Here is a 22,654-nt window from a genome sequence, read left to right as displayed (position 1 = left end):
CCCGATATAGCCCGCCCAAGGCAGAGATGAGGCAGAACATGGACAAGGCGGCAAGATACCGGGAGCTGAAGGCGGAAATCGAGAGCGTCGTCTCTGGCGAGACGTCCATTACTGCGCGGTACGCAACGGCGTCCTGTATTCTGTCGCAGGCTTTCGCCCCGCGTTTCTTCTGGACGGGGTTCTACGTCGTAGACCCGTTGAAGGATGCTGAACTGGTTGTCGGCCCCTATCAGGGCACGCTGGGGTGCCTGCGTATCCCGTTCGGTAAAGGTGTTTGCGGGCATGTCGCCTCGAGTCGCGAGCCCGTTATCGTGCCAGACGTACATGCATTTCCAGGTCACATCGCGTGCGACTCGGCCAGCAACTCCGAGATTGTGGTTCCGGTGTTTGATGCGAATGGAGAGCTCGCGGCGGTGTTGGATGTGGATTCGACTGAACTGGACGCCTTCGATCAGGTGGATCAGGAGGGCCTAGTCGCTATTTGCGATACGCTCCTCACCGCCTAGGCCTGCTGCTGTTGAAAGCAGCGCGGTGTTTTCGATCAGCTCAAGCGGCGTCTTCGACTGCTTGATCGCATCGATCCTGTGATTCAGATTGCTTTCAAAGATGTCCAGCTTTCGGGCGCGTAGTCTGCTGATGCGCTTGATCTCGTGATCGAGTTCCAGCCAGATATCATCATCAGGTGTATAAGCGGGCCACTCAGGTAGCCCGTCTCCATTCGGATTGCCGGTCTTGGCAAAATTCGTCCAGTAAGACGTCATTCTTTCCGTCAGGATGTCGTCATCGCCAGACAATGGCAGGAAGCCACTATGACTGTTGAAGACAAACGGAATTTCGGCCGCGTGGTGCGCGCCGAGCGTCTGTGACTTGCCCGGAGGCGTGCGGCTGAAATGGTAGAGCCAGGTCGGCTGGTCCGCCGCAACGTTTGCCTTTGCAAGAAATCGCGTGTGGACGCCAAACCAGTCGTCACCGAGCATTTTCTCTGCGCCCCGGTCCCACGATTCAAGACTGGTCATGCCATACAGGGCCTGCAAGGCCTTGGCCGAGTTTACGCCGAAGACGCCTTCCAGCATTGCTTCTCGTTGAGCCATTGAGCCGGAAATCGTGTCGCTAAGGGCAGTGGGTGATTTGCGATCAGGGTAGAAGATCGTGCCTTCATCGGCATTGTACCCGGCCAGAAGGGGAACGCGCTTTGCGCCGCCATCGCGAATGGCTTCACCTATGGGCAGCGGCAAGATTTGTCCGTCCACGGTTGGCAGGAAGTATTTGGTGAGATCTTGCCGTACAAGCACGCGATCAATGATTGCGCCAGAGGGTATTGCGCGCAAACCATCCGCTGTTGCAGTGTCGTTCGCAAGGGTCGACAGGAATTCGACGCCGACCTCCTCAGAGCTTTGAATGTTGGGAAGGGCTGAGTGGTCCAGGTGCAGAGCGTTATAGCTGCTGACGCCACTTTGTAGAATGGCCTTGTCATACAGATTGTCAGCCAGCGGAGTAGACATGAGTTCGCTGACTGACTGAGCGCCTGCGCTTTCGCCGAATATCGTCACATTGTTCGGGTCGCCGCCGAAACGACTGATGTTTGACTGTACCCAACGAAGGGCTGCAACCTGATCGAGCAGGCCATAATTGCCAGATGTTCCAGACTCCTCGGAAAGGGCAGGGTGAGCCATGTATCCAAACGGGCCGAGGCGGTAATTGAACGTGACGAGTACAACGCCTTTTTCGACAAGCCCATTTGCCTGATAAAATGCAGATGATCCCGCCCCGGTCTGGTGTGAACCACCGTGAATCCAAACCATAACCGGCAGCTTTTTGATGCCGTGTCGATTTGCGGTGCGCACATTCAGGAAGAGGCAGTCTTCTGCTTGAAGCGGTTCTGGCTGAGCGGCGATAAGACGTTTAGCGAGTGTGCGCTTCCACCAGGGAAGGCCATTGCCATCGATGATCCGTTCTACGACCTGATCCATATGCCCGCGAGGCTGCAGGCATTCCGGTCCGAAGTCGCGTGCATCACGCGTGATTGCGCCCCATTGCGGCGGAGCTGTCGGCGCCGACCACCGACGTGCGCTGGCGTAGGGGATGCCTTTAAAGACTTCCACTTCCGGATTGTCAGGATCAACACCACCCCGAATTTCGCCTTGGTCTATACGAAGCGCTTCGGTCAATGCCATAGGCGGTTCGGGCTGGTTAATGCGTAACCACCCCCAGACGCCCAAACCAAGCAAGGCAAAAAACAGAACTATACTCAAACGCTTCATCAAACGAGACCCCTGCCCGTTAGAGGCAAACGCTATACCACTTCGTCCGCGAAGTCACTTTTATACGACTATTCGGACCCCAATTCTCGTAAAGCATTTTCCGTTGCGTTTACAAGGTCTTCAGTGGGTTCAATGCCGCAGGCCAAACGAATGAATCCATCTGTGACCTTATCGCCCCACCTGATACGGCATTCAGCAGAGGTGTGAGCACCCCCAAAACTGGTCGCGGGCACGGCTAACTCGTTGTTATTGATAAATTTTTCTGCGAACTGTCGATCCTGCAGCGTGAAGCTGACGATTGGTCCGTACTCGCGCATTTGACGAGACGCGACGGCATGGCTCGCGTCATGGGGGAGGCCTGGATAGCGTGTAGACTGAACAAGGGGGTGCGAATTCAGCATTTTAGCCACCGCAAGCGCATTCTGGTTTGCCCGAGAAACGCGCAATTCCAGCGTCTCAAGCCCGCGATGAAGCAGATACGCATCAAACGGACTGACAATCGCGCCTGCCAATCTTCGATAGGTTCGAACCTTGTTCATCAAGGAAGTGTCCCGGCTTGCGACATGTCCGCAGAGCACATCAGAGTGCCCGGCCATGGCTTTCGTATCAGCCATCAACACAATGTCGGCCCCAAGATCGAGTGGCTGCTGGCAGAGCGGGGTGGCTGTCGTGTTATCCGCAACGAGGATCGCGCCAGCAGATTTCGCCCGGTCCGCAATCGCAGCAATGTCACAAACATCCAGTCCCGGATTCGACGGCGTTTCGATCATCACCAGCCGACATTCCGTCAAGTCAGCGTCCGCCATGTCTACCGTCGCGCAGGCTTCGACGATTACACCACGTGGTTCGAAATGCTCGCTTAATAAAGCGCGGACATTGTAATAGCCATCCGCGTGGACAAGCACCTTGTCGCCCGGGCGAAGCAGGGTGTGGAACACGGCTGAAATCGCGGCCATGCCTGACGGAAAGAGAACCGTTTCAGCATTCTCGAGAATGCCGATTTCCGCTTCGACCGTTTCTATCGTGGGGTTGCCATTGCGGCCGTAGAAATGACTTCCATCCGGGTCACCCGGCAGCATGAAGGTCGTGCTGGCCATGATGGGCAAAGATATCGGCTCGCCTTTCGACAGGCCTCGCGCCCGATGGTGTAGCAGATCAGATATGGCGGACAGCTTCTTCGTCACTTACGGACTCCTCGATTGATTGACCGTGGGAGTTTGAGGCGATCCTGGCAGAATGGAAACCACCAAAAGGAGGCGGTTTGCGCTGGCGAGCAGTTTAATGTCTAGCTGCCCGCCATCAGGATGCGGCTGCCGGGGCCGATCATGGACGATAGCGCATCTTGGTCGTCAGCGCTCAGGTCACTCCAATCCGAGCGCAGCGATTGCAGACATTTAGCCTGATACTTGAAGACGCCTTGCTCGTACGGCCGGCCCTCTATCTCAAGTGAGAAAGTGTCCAAGCCGCGCTCAAGCGCGTCCGCGTTTGCCTTCAGAAAAGGCAAATATGTATCGCCGGCAATGCGCAGAAGGTTCTCCACAATGGGCGCAATGCCTTCCGCCCAGTCGCCATCGATTCCGCTGGCATCATCGGCATGGTCCAGCCATCGATAAAGATAGGGTGTTTCCTTGCGCAGCCACAGCATCGGAGTGGGATCAACACTCATGACTTTCAATTGGCCGTAGAAGCCGAGATCGGCGAGCGAGATGCGATCTCCAAACAGGAAGCGGGTCGGGCTCGTGGCCAGAGTTTCCAACTCGCTGCAAATCCGTTTCCAGCTTGCTTCGATCAAGGGGCCGGTCTGGGGCGTACAGCCCACAAGGGCCATCCGGCTAATCTGCCGTTCACGGATGGTACTTGCGGCTGCCTCAACCGAGTCTTGGCCCGCATTCGGCAATGAGTCGAACATCAGCCAATTCGCGCACCATTCGGCATCGTCTTCATAAGCCCAGCGATAATGAAACATTGCTTTCATGAACCATTCGTCCGCCATGTCTTCCAAAAGCAGGCATGCGAAGCGCGCAACCGGGGAGGGCGGCAGCAAATCACGCCCCTCTCCTTCAAGCGACAAGAGGAAGGGCGTGGAATCATTCGTCCATTGGCCATCCGGTTTCCGGATCACGGGAATTACCGGCGCGCGCACATTCGGCATAACGGATTGCCGGTCTTCGGCCGTCATCCCAGTCCACGTATGGACCAAACGTTTTGCGCGCATCGCCGCCCGCACTTTCATGGAATACGGAGACCCAAGCGCACCATAAACATCGTAACGGCTCATAGCTTGTCTCCACTCAGCCAGATCGGGCGGGTGACGAGCAACTCCTGACACAAGAGACCAGCGTCCCTATGGCGAGACATGGATTTGTATTCAGCGTGGTTCAGTGTCGCGATGAAGGCCTGTCGATTGGGAAAATGATTGACCAGAACGCCATCCCAGTCTCCCTGACCGATGAAATAGCGTTCCGTGGTCGCCAGAAGTGTCGTCGAGCCGCCGACTTCAGCGGCAGCTTTGGTGAACGCTTCGGAATAGCGGATGTAGGCTGTCTGACCGTCAATTTCCTCACCAAATTCTGGATCTTCCGGTTTGTACTCAGCCTTAATTCTAAACTTCAGCAGGTTTACCTGGGCGACGGGGCCATCGTGCGGGTCATCCCGAAAGGCACGAAATTGGTCGGCAGTTGGTTGAAAGGCAGGCATGGCATCTCCTCACGGTCGTTTTTCCGGATGCTTGCCGAAATACCGCTCGGTGTAAAATAGTGCCGCCGCGTGATGAGCGTGCTGCGCATCAAATTTCTCATACGAAAGAAACTCCTGATAGGGCATCTCCAGAACTTCGATCTCTTCGTTCGGGTCAAGAGATTGAACATCTGTCTTTCGGCACCCGCTCGCGAGAAAGAAGTGGAGGCGGTTGTTTTGGACCGCAGGGTTCGGATGGCACGTCCCGACAGGAACGAAATCCCGCGCCGAATATCCCGTTTCTTCCCCCAATTCCCGCTGCGCAGCGATTTTTGGATCAGTTTCACCGGCATCCATAACGCCTCCGGGAAGACCGAGCAGCACGACCTCGCCCGCATGACGATACTCCCGGATCAGCACGATATTGCCGGAATCCGTGATGGGGATGATTGTCGCCCAGTCTGTGAACTCAAGCACGTGGTACTGGTCAATGATGTGACCATCGTCCCTTTGACAAACATCGGTTCGGACAGAGAGAAATCGGTCTTTGAAGGTCTGTCGGCTCTCGAGAATGGACCAGGGCTTGATCATGTGTTCGTCGCTCCAACGTGATTTTGGGCCAGCTTACATGCTTGCGTCGATCCGTTGATCCTGCAATTGCAGCAACAGAAGACAGATGATGTTTTGCGGCAAGGTATAAAACCTCTGATTGTGGGCATCTGGCGAAGTTGACCTCCAAAAGTGTGTTTGTTTCAAGCCATTGAGGTTGCTGCGAGAAGGCGCCGCCAAGTCCCGGAGTGATCCCACGTACACCCGAGTGCATGAGGCAGAACATTGCCGCGAAATTGGCGTTCTGCATCTGGAATTGTGCCACTTACCTCTAAACGTGCATGCAGAGGAATGAGATTCCAAAAAAATCAAATATTCCAATTGGGTTACACGCGAAGCGCCCATTCAACTTTCTGAGCTCGCAACTGACAAAATCACTTTTCAGCGAGCCGATATTGCATATCGTGTGGGGCATGGCGGACGGGGATGTTTTGTTCGAACAAGCTTTGGCTTTGCTACTTGATGGCGAAGGGGGCGAAAGCTTGATGAAGTCAGCCGCGTTGATGCGTCGCGCTGCAGACTCAGGCCATGCTGCTGCTGCAAACAATTTTGGCGCGATGCTGCACCACGGTCGGGGTGTGCATCAGGATTTCGCCGCCGCTCGCGCGTATTACGCACAAGCTGCCGAGGCGGGACTTGCGCCTGCAATGTTCAATCTCGGCTTCATGAAGCTTCGTGCCCTCGGGGGTGAGCGCAACGAGGTTGAGGCCCGCGCGTTGTTTGAGAAGGCTGCGCATCTCGGTGAAGTGAATGCCATTACGTTCCTGGGCGTCATGATGATGACCGGCGAGGGTGGTCCCAAGCAATTTGCGGAGGCACAAGCCTGGTGGGACAAGGGCGCGGAGTTGGGTGACAATCGTTGTGCGTTCAACCTCGGTATGGCGCATGCGGGTGGACATGGAAAGGAACAGCCAGACTTTGTTGAAGCCTGGCGCTGGTTCAGCCGCGCCCACGATATGGGCAATCACAGTGCGGGGCCCGAACTCGAGCGGCTGGCAAGCGTTCTGACAGAAGATGAGCGTAGGCAGATCGAGGGTTAGGGTCTCTTAGGGCTCAGGAACCAGATAACCGGGATCGGTTGTGCTTGCCCGCTTGATTTTCGCGCGTTCCCGCGTAACTGAGGCGACGTATTTCCCCCATTCTTCAGGAGACGCATTTCATGGCCGGTCCCCAATATGTTTATCACATGCAAGGTCTGTCCAAGACCTATCCCGGTGGCAAGAAGGTGTTCGAGAACATTCACCTCAGCTTCCTTCCGGATGCGAAGATCGGTGTCGTCGGTGTCAACGGTGCCGGTAAGTCGACTCTCCTGCGCATCATGGCCGGCCAAGATAAGGAATTTAATGGCGAAGCCTGGTCGGCTGACGGCGTTAAAGTCGGCTATCTGCCTCAGGAGCCAAAGCTGGACGAATCGAAGTCGGTCTTTGAGAACATCGCCGCGTCATGTCCTGAAAAGCAGATGTTGGACAAGTTCAACGAGATCTCCGGCAAGCTCGGAGAGGACTATTCCGACGAGTTGATGGAAGAAATGACCGCGCTTCAGGAGAAGATCGACGCGGCAGACGCCTGGGATATCGATTCAAAGATCCAGATGGCAATGGAAGCCCTGCGCTGCCCGCCTGACGATGCAGACGTTTCGAAGCTTTCTGGTGGTGAAGTCCGCCGCGTTGCGATTTGTGCGCTGTTGCTCTCCAAGCCTGACATGATTTTGATGGACGAACCGACCAACCATCTCGACGCAGAGACGGTGGCCTGGCTTCAGAACTACCTCATCAATTTCAAGGGCTGTGTGATCCTCGTTACCCACGACCGCTACTTCCTTGATGATATCACGACCTGGATTCTCGAACTCGATCGTGGACGCGGCATTCCGTACCAAGGCAACTACTCTGATTGGTTGGAACAGAAAGCCAAGCGGATGGAGCAAGAGGCGCGCGAAGAGCGTGGCAAGCAGCGCTCGCTGGCCAAGGAACTCGAATGGGTTCGCTCCAGTCCGAAAGCGCGGCAAGCCAAGTCGAAGGCTCGTATCCAATCCTACGAACAGAAGGCAGCGGAGGCTGAGAAGGAGAAGGTCTCAACCGCTCAGATCCGCATTCCCCCTGGTCCAAGGCTCGGCAATGTGGTGCTCGAGGCTGAAAACCTTCGGAAGGGCTTTGGCGACAATTTGCTGATCGAAGATCTCGACTTCAAACTGCCGCCCGGCGGTATCGTGGGCGTCATCGGCCCGAACGGTGCAGGTAAATCGACCCTGTTCAAGATGATTCTGGGGCAGGAAGAGCCGGATGCTGGTTCACTTCGCGTCGGCGACACGGTCAAGTTTGGCTACGTCGACCAGAGCCGGAACAAACTCGATGATAGCAAGAATGTCTGGGAAGAGATTTCGGGCGGCACAGATGTCATCGACCTCGGCGGCATCGAAGTGAACTCTCGCGCCTATGTCGGCGCGTTCAACTTCAAAGGCTCTGACCAGCAGAAGAAAGTTGGCCTGTTGTCAGGCGGTGAGCGTAACCGCGTGCATCTGGCCAAGATGTTGAAGCAGAGCTCCAACGTGCTGCTGCTCGACGAGCCGACCAACGATCTGGACGTCGAAACGCTTCAGGCGCTGGAAGAGGGGCTCGATGCCTTTCCTGGATGCGCCGTGATTATCTCTCACGATCGTTGGTTCCTGGACCGAATGGCGACGCACATTCTGGCGTTCGAGGGTGACTCGCATGTCGAATGGTTTGAGGGCGACTTCTCATCCTATCTTGAGGACAAGAAACGACGCCTTGGCGAAGATGCCGTCAATCCGAAGCGCCTGAAATTCAAGAAATTTGCCCGCTGACCAATTTAGTACAAATTTACTCGCACAAACTTTCGTTCGATGCACGAATTGTTTGTTCGCGTTTCAACTGATAGGTTATTGCGATGCCCAATAATTGGAAAATGCGGAATTTAACCATTGTTTTTAAGGGTTTGTGGTTGATTCTTTGAATCTCATCGATCATGTTTCGTTCCGTCGTCAGCATTGCGGTTTGTCGGCAGACAGTTTGCTGCTTCGGAGAGGGAATTGATGGCGATGGGCACTTGCGAGATGAGGCCGCTGGAAAGCGACATAGCGCCCGATGCGATTGTAATTGGGGCAATGCGCGCCGGTACAACTTCCCTGTACCACCTGTTTCGTCAGTCGGGGCAGGCGTCCGTTCCGGAGTCCAAAGAAACAGACTTCTTTCTTACGCCGGTCAACATGGAGGTCGGAGCGAGTTGGTATTCGCGTCAGTTCGGAAAGAGTAATCTTCCGAAGATCGACTTTTGTCCGAATTATACGAAGCGAGACGTGTTTCCGGATACGTGGCGCCTGATCAAAAAGCACGCGGGCAATGCGAAGTTGGTTTTCGTTGCGCGTGATCCGGTGAAGCGGGTTGTTTCGCAATACAAACACTCCATTTTATTCGGAGAGGACTTGCCATCACCTTCGGAATGGCTGGACACAAAGAACGCGGCCCACGCCATCAACGTCAGTCGCTATGCTTACCAGATGCAGCCGTTTTTCGATCATTGGGATCGAGACGATATTCTTATCGTTGATTTTGCAGACATGTTGAAAGAGCCGAAATCTCTGGTTCGAGTAGGACAGCATGTTGGAATTTCTGATCCCGAAGCGCTCCAAACCGTCGAACTCCCTTCAAAGAACTCGGCGGCAGATCTGAATGCGTTGCCAAACTGGTGGCACAGAATGAGGTCAACTCGGCTAGGGCACATGGTGCGTCAGCACGCGCCCCGTAGCCTGGTTGAAAACGCTCGTAACGCAATACGCTCTAAATCTCAGAAAAATGTCCTGCCGGATTTCGATGCAAGCGTGATTAAAAGCCTTCAAGATCAACTGTCTCCAGACGCGGAAGCCTTTCGGAAGGCCACGAACATGCGTTTCGAGCACTGGTGCGTTTAATCAGGCATAAAGCTAGCCGCGAGTGCTCGCTTCCAGGTTCCGCTTCATACTCTCGATCTTTTCAATCAGCGCATCGGCGGATCCGTTCGAGCGGTCGAGCAGGGCGAGGAATTGTGCCCGTTGTTCAATGGCCAGCCAAATCAGATTTCCGTCCAGGTTCAGTGCCACATCAACGACTTGATATTTTCCGTCTCGCGTCAGCACACGCCAGCGGACATCCATGTCCTTGCCGTCCTGCCGTTTGATGACCGTGTTGACGATGGAGTCAGTTTCCGACCGATCAACAGAATCCTTCACGACCACCGCTTCGCCGCGATAGGCGTCGAGTTCGTTTTCGTAGACAGCGAGTGCGTATTCGCGAAACACTTTGCGGTAGCGAGCTAGCTCATCGTCGTTAAAGCGACGGGCATACTTGCCGATGGCGAAATTGGACACGGCGACCATGTCCGTGAACTCGTCCATATAGGCGTTGAATTTTTCAGTGCGCTCTTCTGCGTTCAAGGATGGGTCATTCAGGGATGCCAGCACTTCGCTGGCGTTTTCCTGAACGTAGGCTTCCGTCTTGGCGTCTGCGAATGCGTTGGAGGAAAACATCAGCATCGCGGTGGCCGCCAATGCCAAATGTCTGATTTCGCGTTTCACTTTCTTGCTCCTGTTTGTGGTCGTGCCACTCGCTTATTATTCAAATTCGTCAAAATCAGGGAGATCGTCGTACGCTTCTTCCTCATTTATGCGACCGTTACGGATTTCAGCCTGACGCTGAGATGAATAAATCCGGCGCAGGGCCACATAAGGTTCCGGTTGAGCGTTTAATTGTTCGATCTGATCGTCCAGGGCGACGCGGGCGTTTAGGCCGCCGAGCACACTCCTGCCAATTGCGATGTGATCGTCCAGGTCGGGATTGTCTGCGAATTCGGTCCAGTTCAGTGGGTCCAGCGCCCGGTCTATGCCGCCGCCAAACAAATCACGCGGCGTTGTCGGGCCCATCAATGGCAGCACGAGATATGGACCGCTTTCGACGCCCCAAACCGCCAAGGTTTGTCCGAAGTCCTCACTGTGCTTTTCGATGCCATTGTACCCGGCGACATCCCAAAGACCGGCCACGCCGATCGTGGAATTGATCAGGAAACGCCCAAGTGTATCGCCTGCGCGGTCGCCTTCGCCTTGCAGCACATCGTTGATGAATATGACGGGGGACTTCAAATTGTGCAGGAAGTCGCCAACGCGATCTCGCGCAAATTCGGGTGTTACTGTTTCGTACGCGCCAGCGGCAGGGCCCAGCGCATATTTGTCGACTTCACTGTTGAAGGCGAACATCTGACGGTTGAAACCCTCATAGGGGTCGCTGACTGTGCCAGTCTCGACGCTCTGGGTGGACGCGCAGGCTCCCAGGCCCATGGCAAGTATGGCGGCGAAGACTCGCTGTGTCATGTATCGATAACCCCGTGTTTCGAACTCGGTAAATGGTGGCAAACCCTGTGGGCTTCAACACTCGGTGGCACACAAGCATGCATAGGTGATATTTCTGTAAAGCCGGGTTGCTAAAACATATAAATCGATGTTTATGTCGTTAAATGATTTTGGCAAGTTCTCCCATGATCGATTGCTTGCGCGCGGCGGGTGAGCCAACCCGGCTGCGCGTGCTGTCGCTGTTGCGTCAGAGGGATCTGTCGGTGGGCGAACTCGTGCAGGTCTTGGAGCAATCCCAACCGAGATTGTCACATCATCTCAAGGCATTGACCGCGGCAGGGCTCGTTGAGCGTTTGCCGGAAGGGTCCTTTGTTTTTTATCGTGCGGCCACGAGAGGTGCGGGAAAAACATTTCTGGACGCGTTGTTTGCTCAACTCGATCATGAGGAAGCGGATTTTGTCCGTGACCGCCAGCATCTCGAAGAGGTCAGCGCCACGCGCGCAGATACGGCGGAAGCGTATTTCTCAAGTATCGCTGAAAACTGGGACAGGTTGCGCTCACTACATTATCCGAACGACCTTATTGAGTCGGCGCTTCTGGAGCTGGCTGGCCAGGGGCCCTTCGGGCGCGTGCTGGACTTTGGAACCGGTACCGGAAGAATGCTCAGCCTCTTCGCGCCGCGCGCCGAGAGCGCCGAAGGCATTGATCTCAGCCATCACATGCTGACGGTCGCGCGCGCCAACCTCGAGCGTTTGGGTATTGATGGCGCGCGAGTGCGTCAGGGCAATGTCACCGCCGTGCCGTTTGAATCGAACAGCGCTGATCTCGTGATCATCCATCAAGTGCTGCACTATATGGACACACCCAATCGTGCGATATCGGAAGCGGCCCGTGTTCTGCGGCCTGGCGGCCAATTGCTTGTGGTAGATTTTGCGCCTCACGATCTTGAGTTTTTGCGCGCTGAGCATGGCCACCACCGGCTCGGGTTGTCGCACGATGCCATGCAGGCATGGACCAGCGATGTCGGATTGAATGTGTCCGAACCAAAATCTTTTGCGCCACCGGCTGATGCAGCAGATGGACTGACCGTAAACATATGGAAGGCGGTCAAATCCGCCACGTCCACGGAGTAAACCAAATGAGTCCGCTTTCTTCACTTCAATCCAGCGACGCACCATCCGTCTCATTTGAGTTTTTCCCACCGAAAACTGAAGCCATGGCTGCGCGGCTATGGGAAACGGTTGAGCGGTTGGAGCCCATGGCGCCGAACTTCGTGTCTGTGACCTATGGTGCGGGCGGTTCTACGCGGGAGCGGACCCATGACACCGTTCGGCGGATCGCGCAGGACACCCATTTGCGCCCTGCTGGGCATTTGACTTGCGTTGGTGCGACGAAAGAAGAAGTCCTGTCCGTCGCCGAAGACTACTGGCAGGCTGGCGTGAAGCACATCGTGGCGCTGCGCGGCGACCCGCCTGCGGGCATGGGCGAGAAGTTTGAACAGCATCCGGGAGGGTTTCGCGACTCGATTGATCTGATCGAGGGCATCCGCGAACATCGGCCAGACCTTGGGCGCTGCTTTGAAATATCCGTCTCGTGCTATCCTGAGCTTCATCCCGAAAGCCGCGGTTGGGATGCCGAGATAGCCTTTCTCAAGGCCAAACAGGATGCGGGGGCGGATCGCGCGATAACGCAATTTTTCTTTGAGCCCGAAATCTATCTGAACTTCCTTGAAAAGGCCCGCGCGGGAGGCGTCACCATGCCAATCGTGCCGGGAATCATGCTGCAGCCAAACTTCAAAGGGCTGAAGCGCATTTCCGGCCTGTGCGGGTCATCGCTGCCAGGCTGGCTGCATGAGCTTTACGATGGCCTTGACGAGGATACGGAAACCCGGGAGCTCGTCACCGCGAACGTAGCGGCGGACCTCTGCCGGAAACTCTCGGATGAAGGCGTTCGCGATTTCCACTTCTACACATTGAACCGCGCAGGCCTCGCACTGTCCACGTGCCGCTTGCTTGGCCTGAAACCCAATTCTGCTGAGGCGGCCTGACCGATGAACAGACAAGATCGTATTGACGCCCTGAAAGCGGCCGCGAAAGAACGTATCCTGATCCTGGATGGGGCATGGGGCGCGATGATTCAGCGGCGCGGCCTGGAGGAGTCCGACTATCGCGGAGATCGCTTCCCTGAAGACAAGTATCCCGGGCAGATGAAGGGAAACAATGACATCCTCTGCCTGACCCGTCCTGACATCGTGACGGATCTTCACAACGCCTACTATGGCGCAGGCGCGGACATTTCTGAGACCAACACATTCAGCTCAACCGTGATTGCGCAGGACGACTACAAGCTGGACGAGCAGTCGGTCTGGGACATCAACATGGAAGGCGCGAAGCTTGGCCGGGCTGCGGCGGATGCCTGGACTGCGAAGACCCCTGACAAACCTCGTTTCCTCGCCGGGTCCATCGGACCGCTCAACAAGATGTTGTCCATGTCATCAGATGTGAACGATCCCGGCGCGCGTTCCGTGACGTTTGACGAAGTTTATAATGCCTATCGCCAGCAGATCCGTGCCCTGAACGAAGGTGGTGTCGATTTGTACCTGATTGAGACGATCACGGACACGCTGAACTGCAAGGCGGCGATCAAGGCGATCATGGACCTCGAAGATGAAGGCATGGACAAGTTGCCGATCTGGATTTCGGGAACGATTACCGACCGTTCAGGCCGCACACTGTCTGGCCAAACAGTTGAAGCATTCTGGAACTCGGTTCGTCATGCGAAGCCGTTCGCCATAGGGTTCAATTGTGCACTCGGCGCCGATCTGATGCGTCCGCACATCGCCGCGCTGTCCCGTGTCGCGGACACGCTGGTGGCGGCCTATCCGAACGCTGGCCTGCCGAATGAAATGGGCGAATATGACGAACAGCCCGAGCAGACGTCCGGCGCTGTGGGTGGATGGGCGAAGGATGGACTTGTGAACATTCTCGGCGGGTGCTGTGGCACGACGCCGGACCACATCGCGGCAATTGCCGAGGCGGTGGACGGTGTAAAGCCGCGCGACCCAGTTCCCGGCAAGCACACCATGCGTCTGTCTGGTCTCGAACCGTTTGAGGTGGGCGCGTGATGCAGGCGGAAGTCAGGGCTGGCGACCTTTTTGTGTTCTACGGCCTCTTGAAGCAGGGCGCCGCAGGACAGCCGGCGGACCTTCCGCTCGCGACGGCGGGCGCCTTTGGTGCGCCATGCAGATTCCGTGGTCGGATGGTTGATCTGGGTGGCTTTCCTGGCGTGGTGGACGGAGACACGCTATGCTATGGCGTCCGCTGGCAGATCAGCGATCCAGCGATCATGCCTGCGATGGATGCGTTCGAGGATGTCACCGACGACCCGGAGACAAGCCTCTATCTGCGCACACAGATTCCCTTGCTCGACAACGCAGCAAAAGAGACTGGCGAAATGGCCTGGATCTACTGGTACAATAAATCTATCGAGGGCTTCCCGCCCGTAGCCGATGGCAACTGGCCGCTTGATGCCGGGAAAACAAGAAAATGACCAACTCAGCTTCACAAAATTTCGTAAACGTTGGTGAGCGCACGAACGTCACCGGTTCCGCGCGCTTCCGCAAGATGGTCACGGAAGGCCGCTATGCCGACGCCGTTGAGGTTGCGCGCCAGCAGGTCGAGAATGGCGCGCAGGTCATCGACGTGAACATGGACGAAGGCATGCTTGATGGCGCCGAGGCTATGCGGACCTTCCTGAACCTGATTGCGGCCGAGCCGGACATCGCACGGGTGCCGTTGATGATCGACTCCTCCAAATGGGAGGTCATCGAGGCTGGTCTGAAATGCGTTCAGGGCAAGGCCATCGTGAACTCCATTTCCATGAAGGAAGGTGAGGAGATTTTCCGGAAGCAGGCGCGCGCGTGCCTTGCGTATGGCGCTGCGGTTGTTGTCATGGCATTCGACGAGGTCGGGCAGGCCGATACAAAAGACCGCAAGGTCGAGATCTGCCAGCGTGCCTTCCGTATTCTGACTGAGGATGTCGGCTTCCCTGCCGAAGACATCATCTTTGACCCCAATGTTTTTGCTGTGGCGACGGGCATCGAAGAGCACAACAATTACGCCGTAGACTTCATTGAGGCTGCGCGCGTGATCCGAGAGACCTGCCCCGGCTGCCACATTTCGGGTGGACTCTCGAACGTGTCCTTCAGCTTCCGGGGAAATGAGCCTGTGCGCCGGGCCATGCACTCTGTATTCCTGTATCACGCCATTCCAGCCGGCATGGATATGGGGATCGTCAATGCAGGCCAGCTCGATATCTATGACGATATCGAACCAGAATTGCGTGAACGCGTAGAGGACGTGATCCTGAACCGGCGCGACGATGCGACTGAGCGCCTGATCGAGATTGCCGAAGGCTTCAAGGGCCAGAAGGGCAAGACCGCAGAGAAGGATTTGTCCTGGCGGGAAGCTCCGGTCGCCAAACGTCTTGAGTACGCTCTGGTCCACGGCATAACGGAATTCATTGATGCCGATACGGAAGAGGCGCGTCTGGCATCAGAGCGCCCGCTGCATGTTATCGAAGGGCCACTTATGGACGGCATGAATGTCGTCGGAGACCTGTTCGGATCTGGCAAGATGTTCCTGCCGCAAGTGGTGAAATCCGCGCGTGTGATGAAACAGGCGGTGGCGTGGCTTGAGCCGTTCATGGAAGAGGAAAAGCAGCGTCTTGGCACGGTCGACGTTTCCAATGGCAAGGTTCTGATGGCCACGGTGAAAGGGGACGTACACGATATCGGCAAGAACATCGTCGGCGTTGTGCTGGCGTGTAATGGCTATGAAATTCTTGACCTAGGCGTCATGGTGCCTGCTGAAACCATTCTGGATACGGCCATAAAGGAAAATGTTGATGTGATCGGCCTGTCTGGTCTCATCACGCCAAGCCTTGATGAAATGGTCTATGTGGCAGCCGAAATGGAACGTCGCGGCATGGTGCAGCCCCTCCTGATTGGCGGCGCGACCACCAGCCCGGCGCATACGGCCGTAAAGATTGATCCGGTCATCCGCTGTGCGCCCGTGGTTCATGTTTCTGACGCCAGCCGCGCTGTCGGCGTTGTCAGCACACTGCTCAGCGAAGACGACAAGCCCGGCTTTGTGACTCAGACCAAGGCCCGCTACGAACGCATGCGCGAAGCGAGATCCGGCGGCCCGCCCAAGCCGCGCCTGCCGATCGAACAGGCAAGAGAGGCGCGCCTGAAACTGGACTGGGACAGCTACACGCCCCCTGCGCCAAGTTTCGAGGGTGTCAGGACTTTCGAAGACATCGATCTGGCAACGCTTGCCCGGTACATTGACTGGACGCCGTATTTCTCCGCGTGGGATCTTGCCGGACAGTTCCCGCAAATTCTCGAAGACAAGATTGTGGGCGAAGCGGCGACAAGCTTGTGGAATGATACACAAGGCATGATGCAGCAGCTGGTCGGTGAGGCGTGGCTCAAGCCGAAGGCGGTTGTCGGCTTCTGGAAGGCCAATTCAGTTGGCGACGACATTCACCTTCAATCGGGCGAGGTGTTTCATACGTTGCGGCAGCAAATGGTGAAAGACAATACGCGTCCGAACTTTGCGATGTCAGACTTTGTTGCGCCAGAGGGCGATGACTGGATTGGTGGCTTCTGTGTAACTGCCGGTCCGCAGGCGGAGGAAATTGCCAAGGAATTCATAGAGAAGCGGGACGACTATTCCTCCATCATGGTCAAGGCGTTGGCTGACCGGTTTGCTGAGGCGATGGCGGAATACATGCACGAGCGTGTTCGCAAGGAGCTTTGGGGATATGCGCCTGATGAAGACCTCGGCAACGCTGAGCTGATCAAGGAGAAGTATCGGGGGATTCGTCCCGCGCCGGGCTATCCGAGCCAGCCGGAACACTCCGAGAAGGAAACCCTGTTCAAATTGCTGGAAGCCGAAGACCGTATCGGTGTTGAGCTCACCTCAAGCTTCGCAATGACTCCTGCGGCCAGCGTGTCCGGCCTGTATTTCGCACATCCGGAAAGCGTGTACTTCGCCGTCGGCCGTATCGAGAAAGATCAGGTTGAGGATTACGCCCAGCGCAAGGGGTGGGATACCCGCAAGGCCGAGCGGTGGTTGGCGCCGATCCTGAATTATGATCCGTTTGCTGTGGACTAGTCGACCAGATAGGGGTTCGGTTCGACCAGGGCAAAGCCAGGCGTTTCTTCGGCAAAGTGGCGGAGCCAGTAATTGTGACCTGATCCGTAGATGACCAGGATCCGGTCACCGGGCTGTGAGATTTCTGCGATGTTGGCAAAGATTTCTGCGTTGCGGGCATACCAGCCATAATTGAGCGCGGCGCCGGCATTGTCCTCGGCGTCGGTCATGTTGAGCAGGCCATAGTAAAATCCGGAATGCATCTCATCGATAAGGCCCGGCTCATTCTGCCAGGCAAGCATTTCCGCAATCGGAGTCGTTGCCTGGTCACGCATCATGGCTTCTGCCTGAGCCTTGATGGTCTCGATTTTTGAGGTGATCTCGTTCTGGCGATTGGTCCGTTCGGCAAACGCTTCAACCCGGTCAAAAGGGAAGTAGGAAATCTCTCCCTCTTGCGTATCCACAGCATAGACGCGGTCCAGGCCAGCCGCATGCGCCACGCGATAGCCGATTTGGACGCTCTCATTACGTTGGCGGGTCAGGTCATCAGGCGTGAAGTCAGGAAACCCTGGGTCAAGCGCATCATCTGTCCGGCGGATACTTTCGATCGCAATCGCTGTGGGATGAAACTCCAGCAAGCGGTCAGCCAGTGTTTCTAGTTCAGCCTGCCGCTTTGGCAGAAGCACATCGTCCGCCTCGGTGTTGACCAGATCAAGACCGGGGTTTCCGAAATGATAAGTGCCGAGCACCATTATCTGAACCGGGTTGTTTCTTGGCTCTGGGGCATCTTCTGCGACGGCGTTTGGAAGCGCAATCGCGATAAGGGCTGACAGGGCAATGATGGCTGATTTCATGAAAACTCCTCTTTTGAAGTCAGATGCACCGACTCGATCTATTGGATGCAACCAGTCGCATATTTTTTCCGAGCAGGCTTCGCGCAACGCTGACTGGCCAGTTCCGGCGGACTCGTATAGTAGCTGCGTCAACCTTGTCATCGGGAGGGCGGAATGACTGGTAAGACTCTGATTGGTGAGAATGCAAAGATCGTGGCGACCCTTGGGCCGGGCAGTCGCTCGCCCAAGGAAGTGCTGGCTTTGGCGTATGCCGGCGTTGACGTGTTTCGCCTGAACTTCAGTCATGGCGAACACAGCGCGCACAAGGCGGCGCTGGACGCGGTTCGCGCGGCAGAGAAAGAAACCGGGCGACCTTTGGCGACACTCGGCGACTTGCAGGGACCAAAAGTGAGAGTCGGTTCGCTGCCCGGCGGCGAACTGCGCCTGCGATACCAGAAAGAATACGCCGTTGTTGCTGCAGAAACGACAGATGCCGACGACACAATCCCTGTGCCTCACGCCGAGATCGTCGAAATACTGGAAGAGGGCGACGTTATCCTTGTGGATGATGGTAAGCTCATGTTCACCGTCACGCAGGCTGGCGATGCGCCCAGGGTTCGCGCGGAAGTGCCTGGAAAACTGACAGACAAGAAAGGCTTTACGGTGCGCGGCAAGGCGCTGCCTGTGCGCGCCCTGACGGAGAAAGACAGGGCTGATCTCGATTTCGCAATGGAAATCGGCGTGGATTTGGTCGCATTGTCATTTGTCCAAACTGTTGAAGACATTGAAGAAGTCAAAGCGATCATCAAGGGTCGCGCGCCCTTGGTTGCAAAGCTGGAGAAGCCTGCCGCGATCGATAATCTTGAGCCGATTGTCGCCGCGGCTGATGCCGTCATGGTCGCCCGGGGAGATCTGGGCGTCGAATACGCGCCCGAAGATGTCCCGGTGATCCAGCGCCGCATCGTTCGCTGCGCGCGTGGCTTGGGTCGGCCTGTCATCGTGGCAACGCAGATGCTGGAATCCATGATCGAGAACGCCGCGCCCACACGCGCAGAGGCGTCTGATGTCGCCACGGCGATCTATCAGGGCGCGGATGCGGTGATGCTGTCAGGGGAAACAGCGGTTGGGCGACACCCGGCGACAACTGTCGCCATCATGTCGCGGATCATTCGTGCAACCGAGAGCGCCGAAGACTATCGTCGTTCCCTGGAGCAATTCTCTGGGGACCAACCCGCACAAACGGCGATTGATGTTGTGGCAGAGACATCACAGGGCATGGCAGAGGCCGAAGGTGCAACTGCGCTGGCCCTGAGAACGGGAGCCTTCGACCGTCTGGCCCGGTTCGCGCGTGTGCGTGGCAAGGCACCGATCCTGTATGGTTCATTGGACGATCAGAGGCTTCGCACTGCTTGCCTGCTATGGGGCGTTCACCCGCAAAGGCTGAATGCAGGCGCTGTTTACTGGTATCGGGATCTGATGGACGCAGCAGGCCTTGAGGGGCGCGTAGCCTATGCCCGTTGGGCTGGCGATGAGGAACGATTCGCCTGGGAGATCGGCGTTGGCAAAGGCCGCAACGGTGCGCTGATTACCGGCGTATGATCAGCTGGCTTTGCTTGAATTCATACGAGTAAAGTTCGCCAAGAAAGGTCATGCCCAGCAGCGACTGTTCCAGCCCGTCTTTCAGGATCATTGCACCCACCTGTTCAATCTCAACCTGTCCGATGCGAATGCTGTCCAGCGTTACAGCGGCGCCGTGCGTAATGCCGCCAGCGGTCCGGATTTCCCAGCGATAGTCGAGGGTTTCAGGATTAAGGCCCAGGCGCTGGGCATCCCGATACGTGAGGGCCACCGTGCTGGCGCCGGTATCCACCATGAATTTGACCGCGGTGCCGTGGACTTCTGCGCGCGTCCAGTAGTGTCCATCATCTTCGCGATCGATGATTGCGGCATTGGCGAAGCGAACCGACGTTCGCTTTTCGGTGGGGGCAGGCGCGGCCTCCGGTGTCATCGTTGCAAGCTCAGTGCGATGCTGCTCCATTTTTGGGGCAATGATAAAACTGACGATGGCCGAAAGCGCCACAGCGATGCCGAAACCGGCCAGTATGGTTTTCTGTGGTGACATCGTGCCGGCTCCTAACGCTTGCCGAGGGACTCGAGGCGGGAGATCCGCGCAGGCAGATCCGCAAGCACCTGCTCACGTCCTTCTTCCCCCATTTTTACCCATCCCCCAATTTCCTTGAGCGTTCGCGCGCACCCGAGACAGAGTCCTGTAGAGGCGTCTACAGCACAAACTTTGATACAGGGCGATTTGATGGCTTGAGCGGTCATGGATATAGGGTAATCAGCGATCGAGTGTGTGCAAGACAATCCCATGAATTCAGTAACAAAACCTTGTCGCCGATTGGGTTCGTTTTCTGTTATAAGAACAAGCAGTTTGAATATTAAGACGGAGCGTTTCCCTTGAGTGAGTCGACCCAGGAAATTTCACCTCTGGAAGACGCCCGTTCCCTGATCCGGAACGCGCCCGAACCCGATGCGGCACCCGCGCAGAAAGTGCGGGACGCACTTCTCGGCATGGGACGTGAGGGGGACTTTGGCCGCCTCGGCGAGGCGGCGGCCTGGCTGGCAAAATGGCAGGGCAGGTTTCCTCCCCGGATCGAAAAGCCTTTCCTGGCTGTTTTTGCCAGTTCTCACGGCCTGGCATCAGAGGGCGTTTCCCTGTCCAGTCCAGACGACACGCGCGCACACGTCGATGCTCTGCGGGAAGGCAAGGCGCCCTTGTCGGCCATCGCGACCCAATCTGGTGCGAATATTCGCGTTTATGACCTCGCAATTGACAAGCCTACGCAAAGCATTGCCGAGAGCCCGGCCATGTCGGAGCGAGAGTGCGCTGCGACGATCGCCTACGGGTTCGAAACCGCGGAAGACAAGCCGGACCTGCTGGCGCTAGCGGTTTCTGGCGCGGGTGTGGGCACCGCTGCTGCCGCTGTGGCTTGCGCCCTGTATGGCGGCGCGCCGGACTATTGGGTCCGTCCAAGCAATCAGACGACCGCTGAACTGGTGGAGCGGCGCGTAGATGTTGTCGCCCGCGCGCTCGCATTGCATCGCGGGCATTTATCCGATCCGTTGCAGGCTTTGCGGCATGTGGGGGGGCGTGAACTGGCGGCGTGCGTCGGCGCGATCATCGCCGCGCGCCATCAGGGTATCCCGGTGGTGCTGGATGGATTCGCCACCACAATTGCGGCGGCGGTTGTGCACGCGATTGAGCCGAAGGCGATCAGTCACTGTATCGCGTCTCACGTCACGAGGCGGCCTGCCCACGAGGCAGCGATGGAGCGACTTGGCTTGCAGCCCTTGCTTCAGCTTGAGTTCCAGACTGGTGGTGGTCTCGGGTCGGCCACGGCGATTGGTCTTCTTAAAACAGCGTGTGCCCCCTTCATCGCTGAGCCCGAGGGAGCAAGTGCGACCTGACGCGACGAGAACCTGACGTTTACGCTCACGTCACCTTGCCTTTGTTCCAAAATGGCGGAAATAGAGGGGGCAAGAATGATGCGCAGTCAGCGCACAGTGAGGAGCCGTCATGAATCTCGATTTTACGCCGGAAGAAATTGCCTTCCGTAATGAAGTCCGCGAATTCATTCGCGATAATTATCCAAAGGAACTGGATGGAATTGGAACGCGTGAAGATCTCACGCGCGAGGAATTCCTAGCCTGGCACAAGGTGCTCGGCAAAAAAGGCTGGTCTGCGCCGGCTTGGCCAGAAAAGTATGGCGGCACAGGTTGGACATCGACCCAGCGCTACATCTGGTCAGAAGAAAATGCGCGCGTTGATGCGCTGATGCCGCTACCATTCGGTGTCTCGATGGTTGGGCCGGTGATCTACACATTCGGAAACGAAGAGCAGAAAGAGCGCCACCTGCCGGGTATCCTGTCCGGCGATGTCTGGTGGTGTCAGGGCTATTCCGAGCCGGGCGCTGGTTCCGACCTCGCCAGCCTGAAGACCACGGCCGTCCGCGATGGCGATCATTACGTGATCAATGGCCAGAAAACCTGGACCACTCTGGCGCAGCATGCCGATTGGGGCTTCTTCCTGTGCCGCACTGACCCTGACGCGAAAAAGCCGCAGGAAGGCATCAGCTTCATTCTCGTCGATATGAATACGCCGGGCATTGAAGTGAAACCAATCAAGCTGATCGACGGCACCCACGAGGTGAATGAGACCTGGCTGACGGATGTCCGCGTGCCAGTCGAAAATCTTGTTGGCAAGGAAAACGAAGGTTGGACCTACGCTAAATTCCTGCTCGCACATGAACGGTCCGGTATTGCCGGTGTCGCCCGCTCGAAGCGCGGCGTTGAGCGTCTGCGCAACATTGCTTCCGAAGAAACGGTTGACGGCACACCACTGATTGAAACCCAGGATTTTGCTCGCAAGATCAGCCAGCTGGAAATCGATCTGACCGCGCTTGAGTTCACAGAGCTGCGCACGCTGGCATCAGAAGCTGCAGGCAAGGGGCCGGGACCTGAAAGCTCGATCCTGAAAGTTAAAGGGACCGAGATTCAACAGCGTCTGACTGAGCTTACGCTTGAAGCGGTTGGCTATTATGGCGCGCCTTATGGGTACGGCATGGAAGCGACTGGCAACGAAGGTTTTGGCGTTGGTCCAGACCACGCCAACTTCGCAGCTGAGTCATATTTCAATATGCGCAAGACATCGATCTATGGTGGATCGAATGAAATTCAGCGCAACATTATTTCGAAGATGATCCTCGGCCTGTAAGG

At 56.6% G+C, this 22,654-nt stretch carries 22 protein-coding genes; 12 read left to right on the top strand and 10 right to left on the bottom strand.

Features of this window, described 5'->3' with window-relative positions:
* The first annotated feature begins 38 nt into the window (after window positions 1-38).
* The gene (locus tag HY36_RS13615) at window positions 39-506 is read left to right on the top strand and encodes a GAF domain-containing protein (RefSeq protein WP_035553864.1); all 468 of its coding nucleotides are present in this window, start codon (window positions 39-41) and stop codon (window positions 504-506) included.
* Here HY36_RS13615 and HY36_RS13610 read toward each other — a convergent pair.
* The 5 genes from HY36_RS13610 to HY36_RS13590 all read right to left on the bottom strand — a co-directional run bounded on the left by HY36_RS13610 (window position 471) and on the right by HY36_RS13590 (window position 5,528).
* The gene (locus tag HY36_RS13610; protein ID WP_081806199.1) at window positions 471-2,261 is read right to left on the bottom strand and encodes a carboxylesterase/lipase family protein; all 1,791 of its coding nucleotides are present in this window, start codon (window positions 2,259-2,261) and stop codon (window positions 471-473) included. The genes HY36_RS13615 and HY36_RS13610 overlap by 36 nt on opposite strands.
* A gap of 68 nt (window positions 2,262-2,329) precedes the next feature.
* Complete coding sequence (locus HY36_RS13605) at window positions 2,330-3,445, bottom strand: cystathionine gamma-lyase (protein WP_035553858.1); 1,116 nt, start codon at window positions 3,443-3,445, stop codon at window positions 2,330-2,332.
* Window positions 3,446-3,546: 101 nt separating this feature from the next.
* Window positions 3,547-4,539 carry a glutathione S-transferase N-terminal domain-containing protein gene (locus HY36_RS13600; RefSeq protein WP_035553856.1) on the bottom strand — a complete coding sequence of 331 codons (993 nt, stop codon included), beginning with the start codon at window positions 4,537-4,539 and terminating at the stop codon, window positions 3,547-3,549.
* Window positions 4,536-4,958, bottom strand: a complete 423-nt coding sequence (locus HY36_RS13595; protein ID WP_035553852.1) for a DUF1330 domain-containing protein — start codon at window positions 4,956-4,958, stop codon at window positions 4,536-4,538. Before HY36_RS13595 ends, HY36_RS13600 begins: the two co-directional genes overlap by 4 nt.
* A gap of 9 nt (window positions 4,959-4,967) precedes the next feature.
* Window positions 4,968-5,528 (bottom strand): NUDIX hydrolase, encoded by a 561-nt coding sequence (locus tag HY36_RS13590; RefSeq protein WP_051602804.1) that lies wholly within the window; start codon window positions 5,526-5,528, stop codon window positions 4,968-4,970.
* Window positions 5,529-5,959: 431 nt separating this feature from the next.
* On the opposite strand from HY36_RS13590, the gene HY36_RS13585 reads away from it, so the two are divergent.
* The 3 genes from HY36_RS13585 (at window position 5,960) to HY36_RS13575 (ending at window position 9,474) form a co-directional block, all read left to right on the top strand.
* Window positions 5,960-6,586: a tetratricopeptide repeat protein gene (locus HY36_RS13585; protein ID WP_162176001.1), complete on the top strand. Its 627-nt coding sequence runs from the start codon at window positions 5,960-5,962 to the stop codon at window positions 6,584-6,586.
* A gap of 119 nt (window positions 6,587-6,705) precedes the next feature.
* Window positions 6,706-8,370 carry an energy-dependent translational throttle protein EttA gene (ettA, locus tag HY36_RS13580; protein WP_035553848.1) on the top strand — a complete coding sequence of 555 codons (1,665 nt, stop codon included), beginning with the start codon at window positions 6,706-6,708 and terminating at the stop codon, window positions 8,368-8,370.
* 228 nt (window positions 8,371-8,598) lie between these two features.
* On the top strand, window positions 8,599-9,474 hold the full coding sequence (locus HY36_RS13575; protein ID WP_035553846.1) for a sulfotransferase family protein: 876 nt from the start codon (window positions 8,599-8,601) through the stop codon (window positions 9,472-9,474).
* A gap of 12 nt (window positions 9,475-9,486) precedes the next feature.
* On the opposite strand, the gene HY36_RS13570 is transcribed toward HY36_RS13575, so the two are convergent.
* Window positions 9,487-10,116, bottom strand: a complete 630-nt coding sequence (locus HY36_RS13570; RefSeq protein ID WP_035553844.1) for an MlaC/ttg2D family ABC transporter substrate-binding protein — start codon at window positions 10,114-10,116, stop codon at window positions 9,487-9,489.
* A 36-nt stretch (window positions 10,117-10,152) separates the two neighbouring features.
* A complete protein-coding gene (locus HY36_RS13565; RefSeq protein ID WP_035553842.1) occupies window positions 10,153-10,905 on the bottom strand; it encodes an MlaA family lipoprotein in 753 nt (250 codons plus the stop codon).
* A gap of 143 nt (window positions 10,906-11,048) precedes the next feature.
* Between HY36_RS13565 and HY36_RS13560 the strand changes: the two genes are divergently transcribed.
* The 5 genes from HY36_RS13560 to metH are packed head-to-tail and all read left to right on the top strand — an operon-like array spanning window position 11,049 to window position 17,063.
* Entirely contained in the window at window positions 11,049-12,017 is a 969-nt protein-coding gene (locus tag HY36_RS13560; RefSeq protein ID WP_035553839.1) for an ArsR/SmtB family transcription factor, read from the top strand.
* 5 nt (window positions 12,018-12,022) lie between these two features.
* Window positions 12,023-12,931, top strand: coding sequence for a methylenetetrahydrofolate reductase [NAD(P)H] (metF, locus tag HY36_RS13555; protein WP_035553837.1), 909 nt, complete (start codon window positions 12,023-12,025; stop codon window positions 12,929-12,931).
* A gap of 3 nt (window positions 12,932-12,934) precedes the next feature.
* The gene (locus HY36_RS13550; protein WP_035553834.1) at window positions 12,935-14,008 is read left to right on the top strand and encodes a homocysteine S-methyltransferase family protein; all 1,074 of its coding nucleotides are present in this window, start codon (window positions 12,935-12,937) and stop codon (window positions 14,006-14,008) included.
* Window positions 14,008-14,433 (top strand): gamma-glutamylcyclotransferase family protein, encoded by a 426-nt coding sequence (locus tag HY36_RS13545; RefSeq protein WP_035553831.1) that lies wholly within the window; start codon window positions 14,008-14,010, stop codon window positions 14,431-14,433. The genes HY36_RS13550 and HY36_RS13545 overlap by 1 nt, the downstream gene beginning before the upstream one ends.
* Window positions 14,430-17,063, top strand: coding sequence for a methionine synthase (gene metH, locus HY36_RS13540; RefSeq protein ID WP_051602803.1), 2,634 nt, complete (start codon window positions 14,430-14,432; stop codon window positions 17,061-17,063). Before HY36_RS13545 ends, metH begins: the two co-directional genes overlap by 4 nt.
* On the opposite strand, the gene HY36_RS13535 is transcribed toward metH, so the two are convergent.
* Window positions 17,060-17,896 carry a DUF5694 domain-containing protein gene (locus tag HY36_RS13535; protein WP_035553828.1) on the bottom strand — a complete coding sequence of 279 codons (837 nt, stop codon included), beginning with the start codon at window positions 17,894-17,896 and terminating at the stop codon, window positions 17,060-17,062. The genes metH and HY36_RS13535 overlap by 4 nt on opposite strands.
* Window positions 17,897-18,049: 153 nt before the next feature.
* Between HY36_RS13535 and pyk the strand changes: the two genes are divergently transcribed.
* Window positions 18,050-19,474 carry a pyruvate kinase gene (gene pyk / locus HY36_RS13530; RefSeq protein WP_035553826.1) on the top strand — a complete coding sequence of 475 codons (1,425 nt, stop codon included), beginning with the start codon at window positions 18,050-18,052 and terminating at the stop codon, window positions 19,472-19,474.
* On the opposite strand, the gene HY36_RS13525 is transcribed toward pyk, so the two are convergent.
* Window positions 19,461-19,997, bottom strand: coding sequence for a retropepsin-like aspartic protease family protein (locus HY36_RS13525; RefSeq protein WP_051602802.1), 537 nt, complete (start codon window positions 19,995-19,997; stop codon window positions 19,461-19,463). The genes pyk and HY36_RS13525 overlap by 14 nt on opposite strands.
* 11 nt (window positions 19,998-20,008) lie before the next feature.
* Window positions 20,009-20,203 (bottom strand): DUF1289 domain-containing protein, encoded by a 195-nt coding sequence (locus HY36_RS18210; RefSeq protein ID WP_081806204.1) that lies wholly within the window; start codon window positions 20,201-20,203, stop codon window positions 20,009-20,011.
* 132 nt (window positions 20,204-20,335) lie between these two features.
* On the opposite strand from HY36_RS18210, the gene HY36_RS13520 reads away from it, so the two are divergent.
* Together HY36_RS13520 and HY36_RS13515 are read left to right on the top strand one after the other, a co-directional pair.
* Window positions 20,336-21,346, top strand: coding sequence for a nicotinate-nucleotide--dimethylbenzimidazole phosphoribosyltransferase (locus HY36_RS13520; protein WP_035553824.1), 1,011 nt, complete (start codon window positions 20,336-20,338; stop codon window positions 21,344-21,346).
* A gap of 109 nt (window positions 21,347-21,455) precedes the next feature.
* Entirely contained in the window at window positions 21,456-22,652 is a 1,197-nt protein-coding gene (locus HY36_RS13515; protein ID WP_035553822.1) for an acyl-CoA dehydrogenase family protein, read from the top strand.
* Window positions 22,653-22,654: the final 2 nt, after the last annotated feature.

Origin of the sequence: Hyphomonas atlantica corrig. (assembly GCF_000682715.1) — a bacterium.
GTDB lineage: Bacteria > Pseudomonadota > Alphaproteobacteria > Caulobacterales > Hyphomonadaceae > Hyphomonas > Hyphomonas atlantica.
Note: the sequence above shows the minus strand (reverse complement) of the source record. Positions and strands in the feature narration are given on the sequence as shown.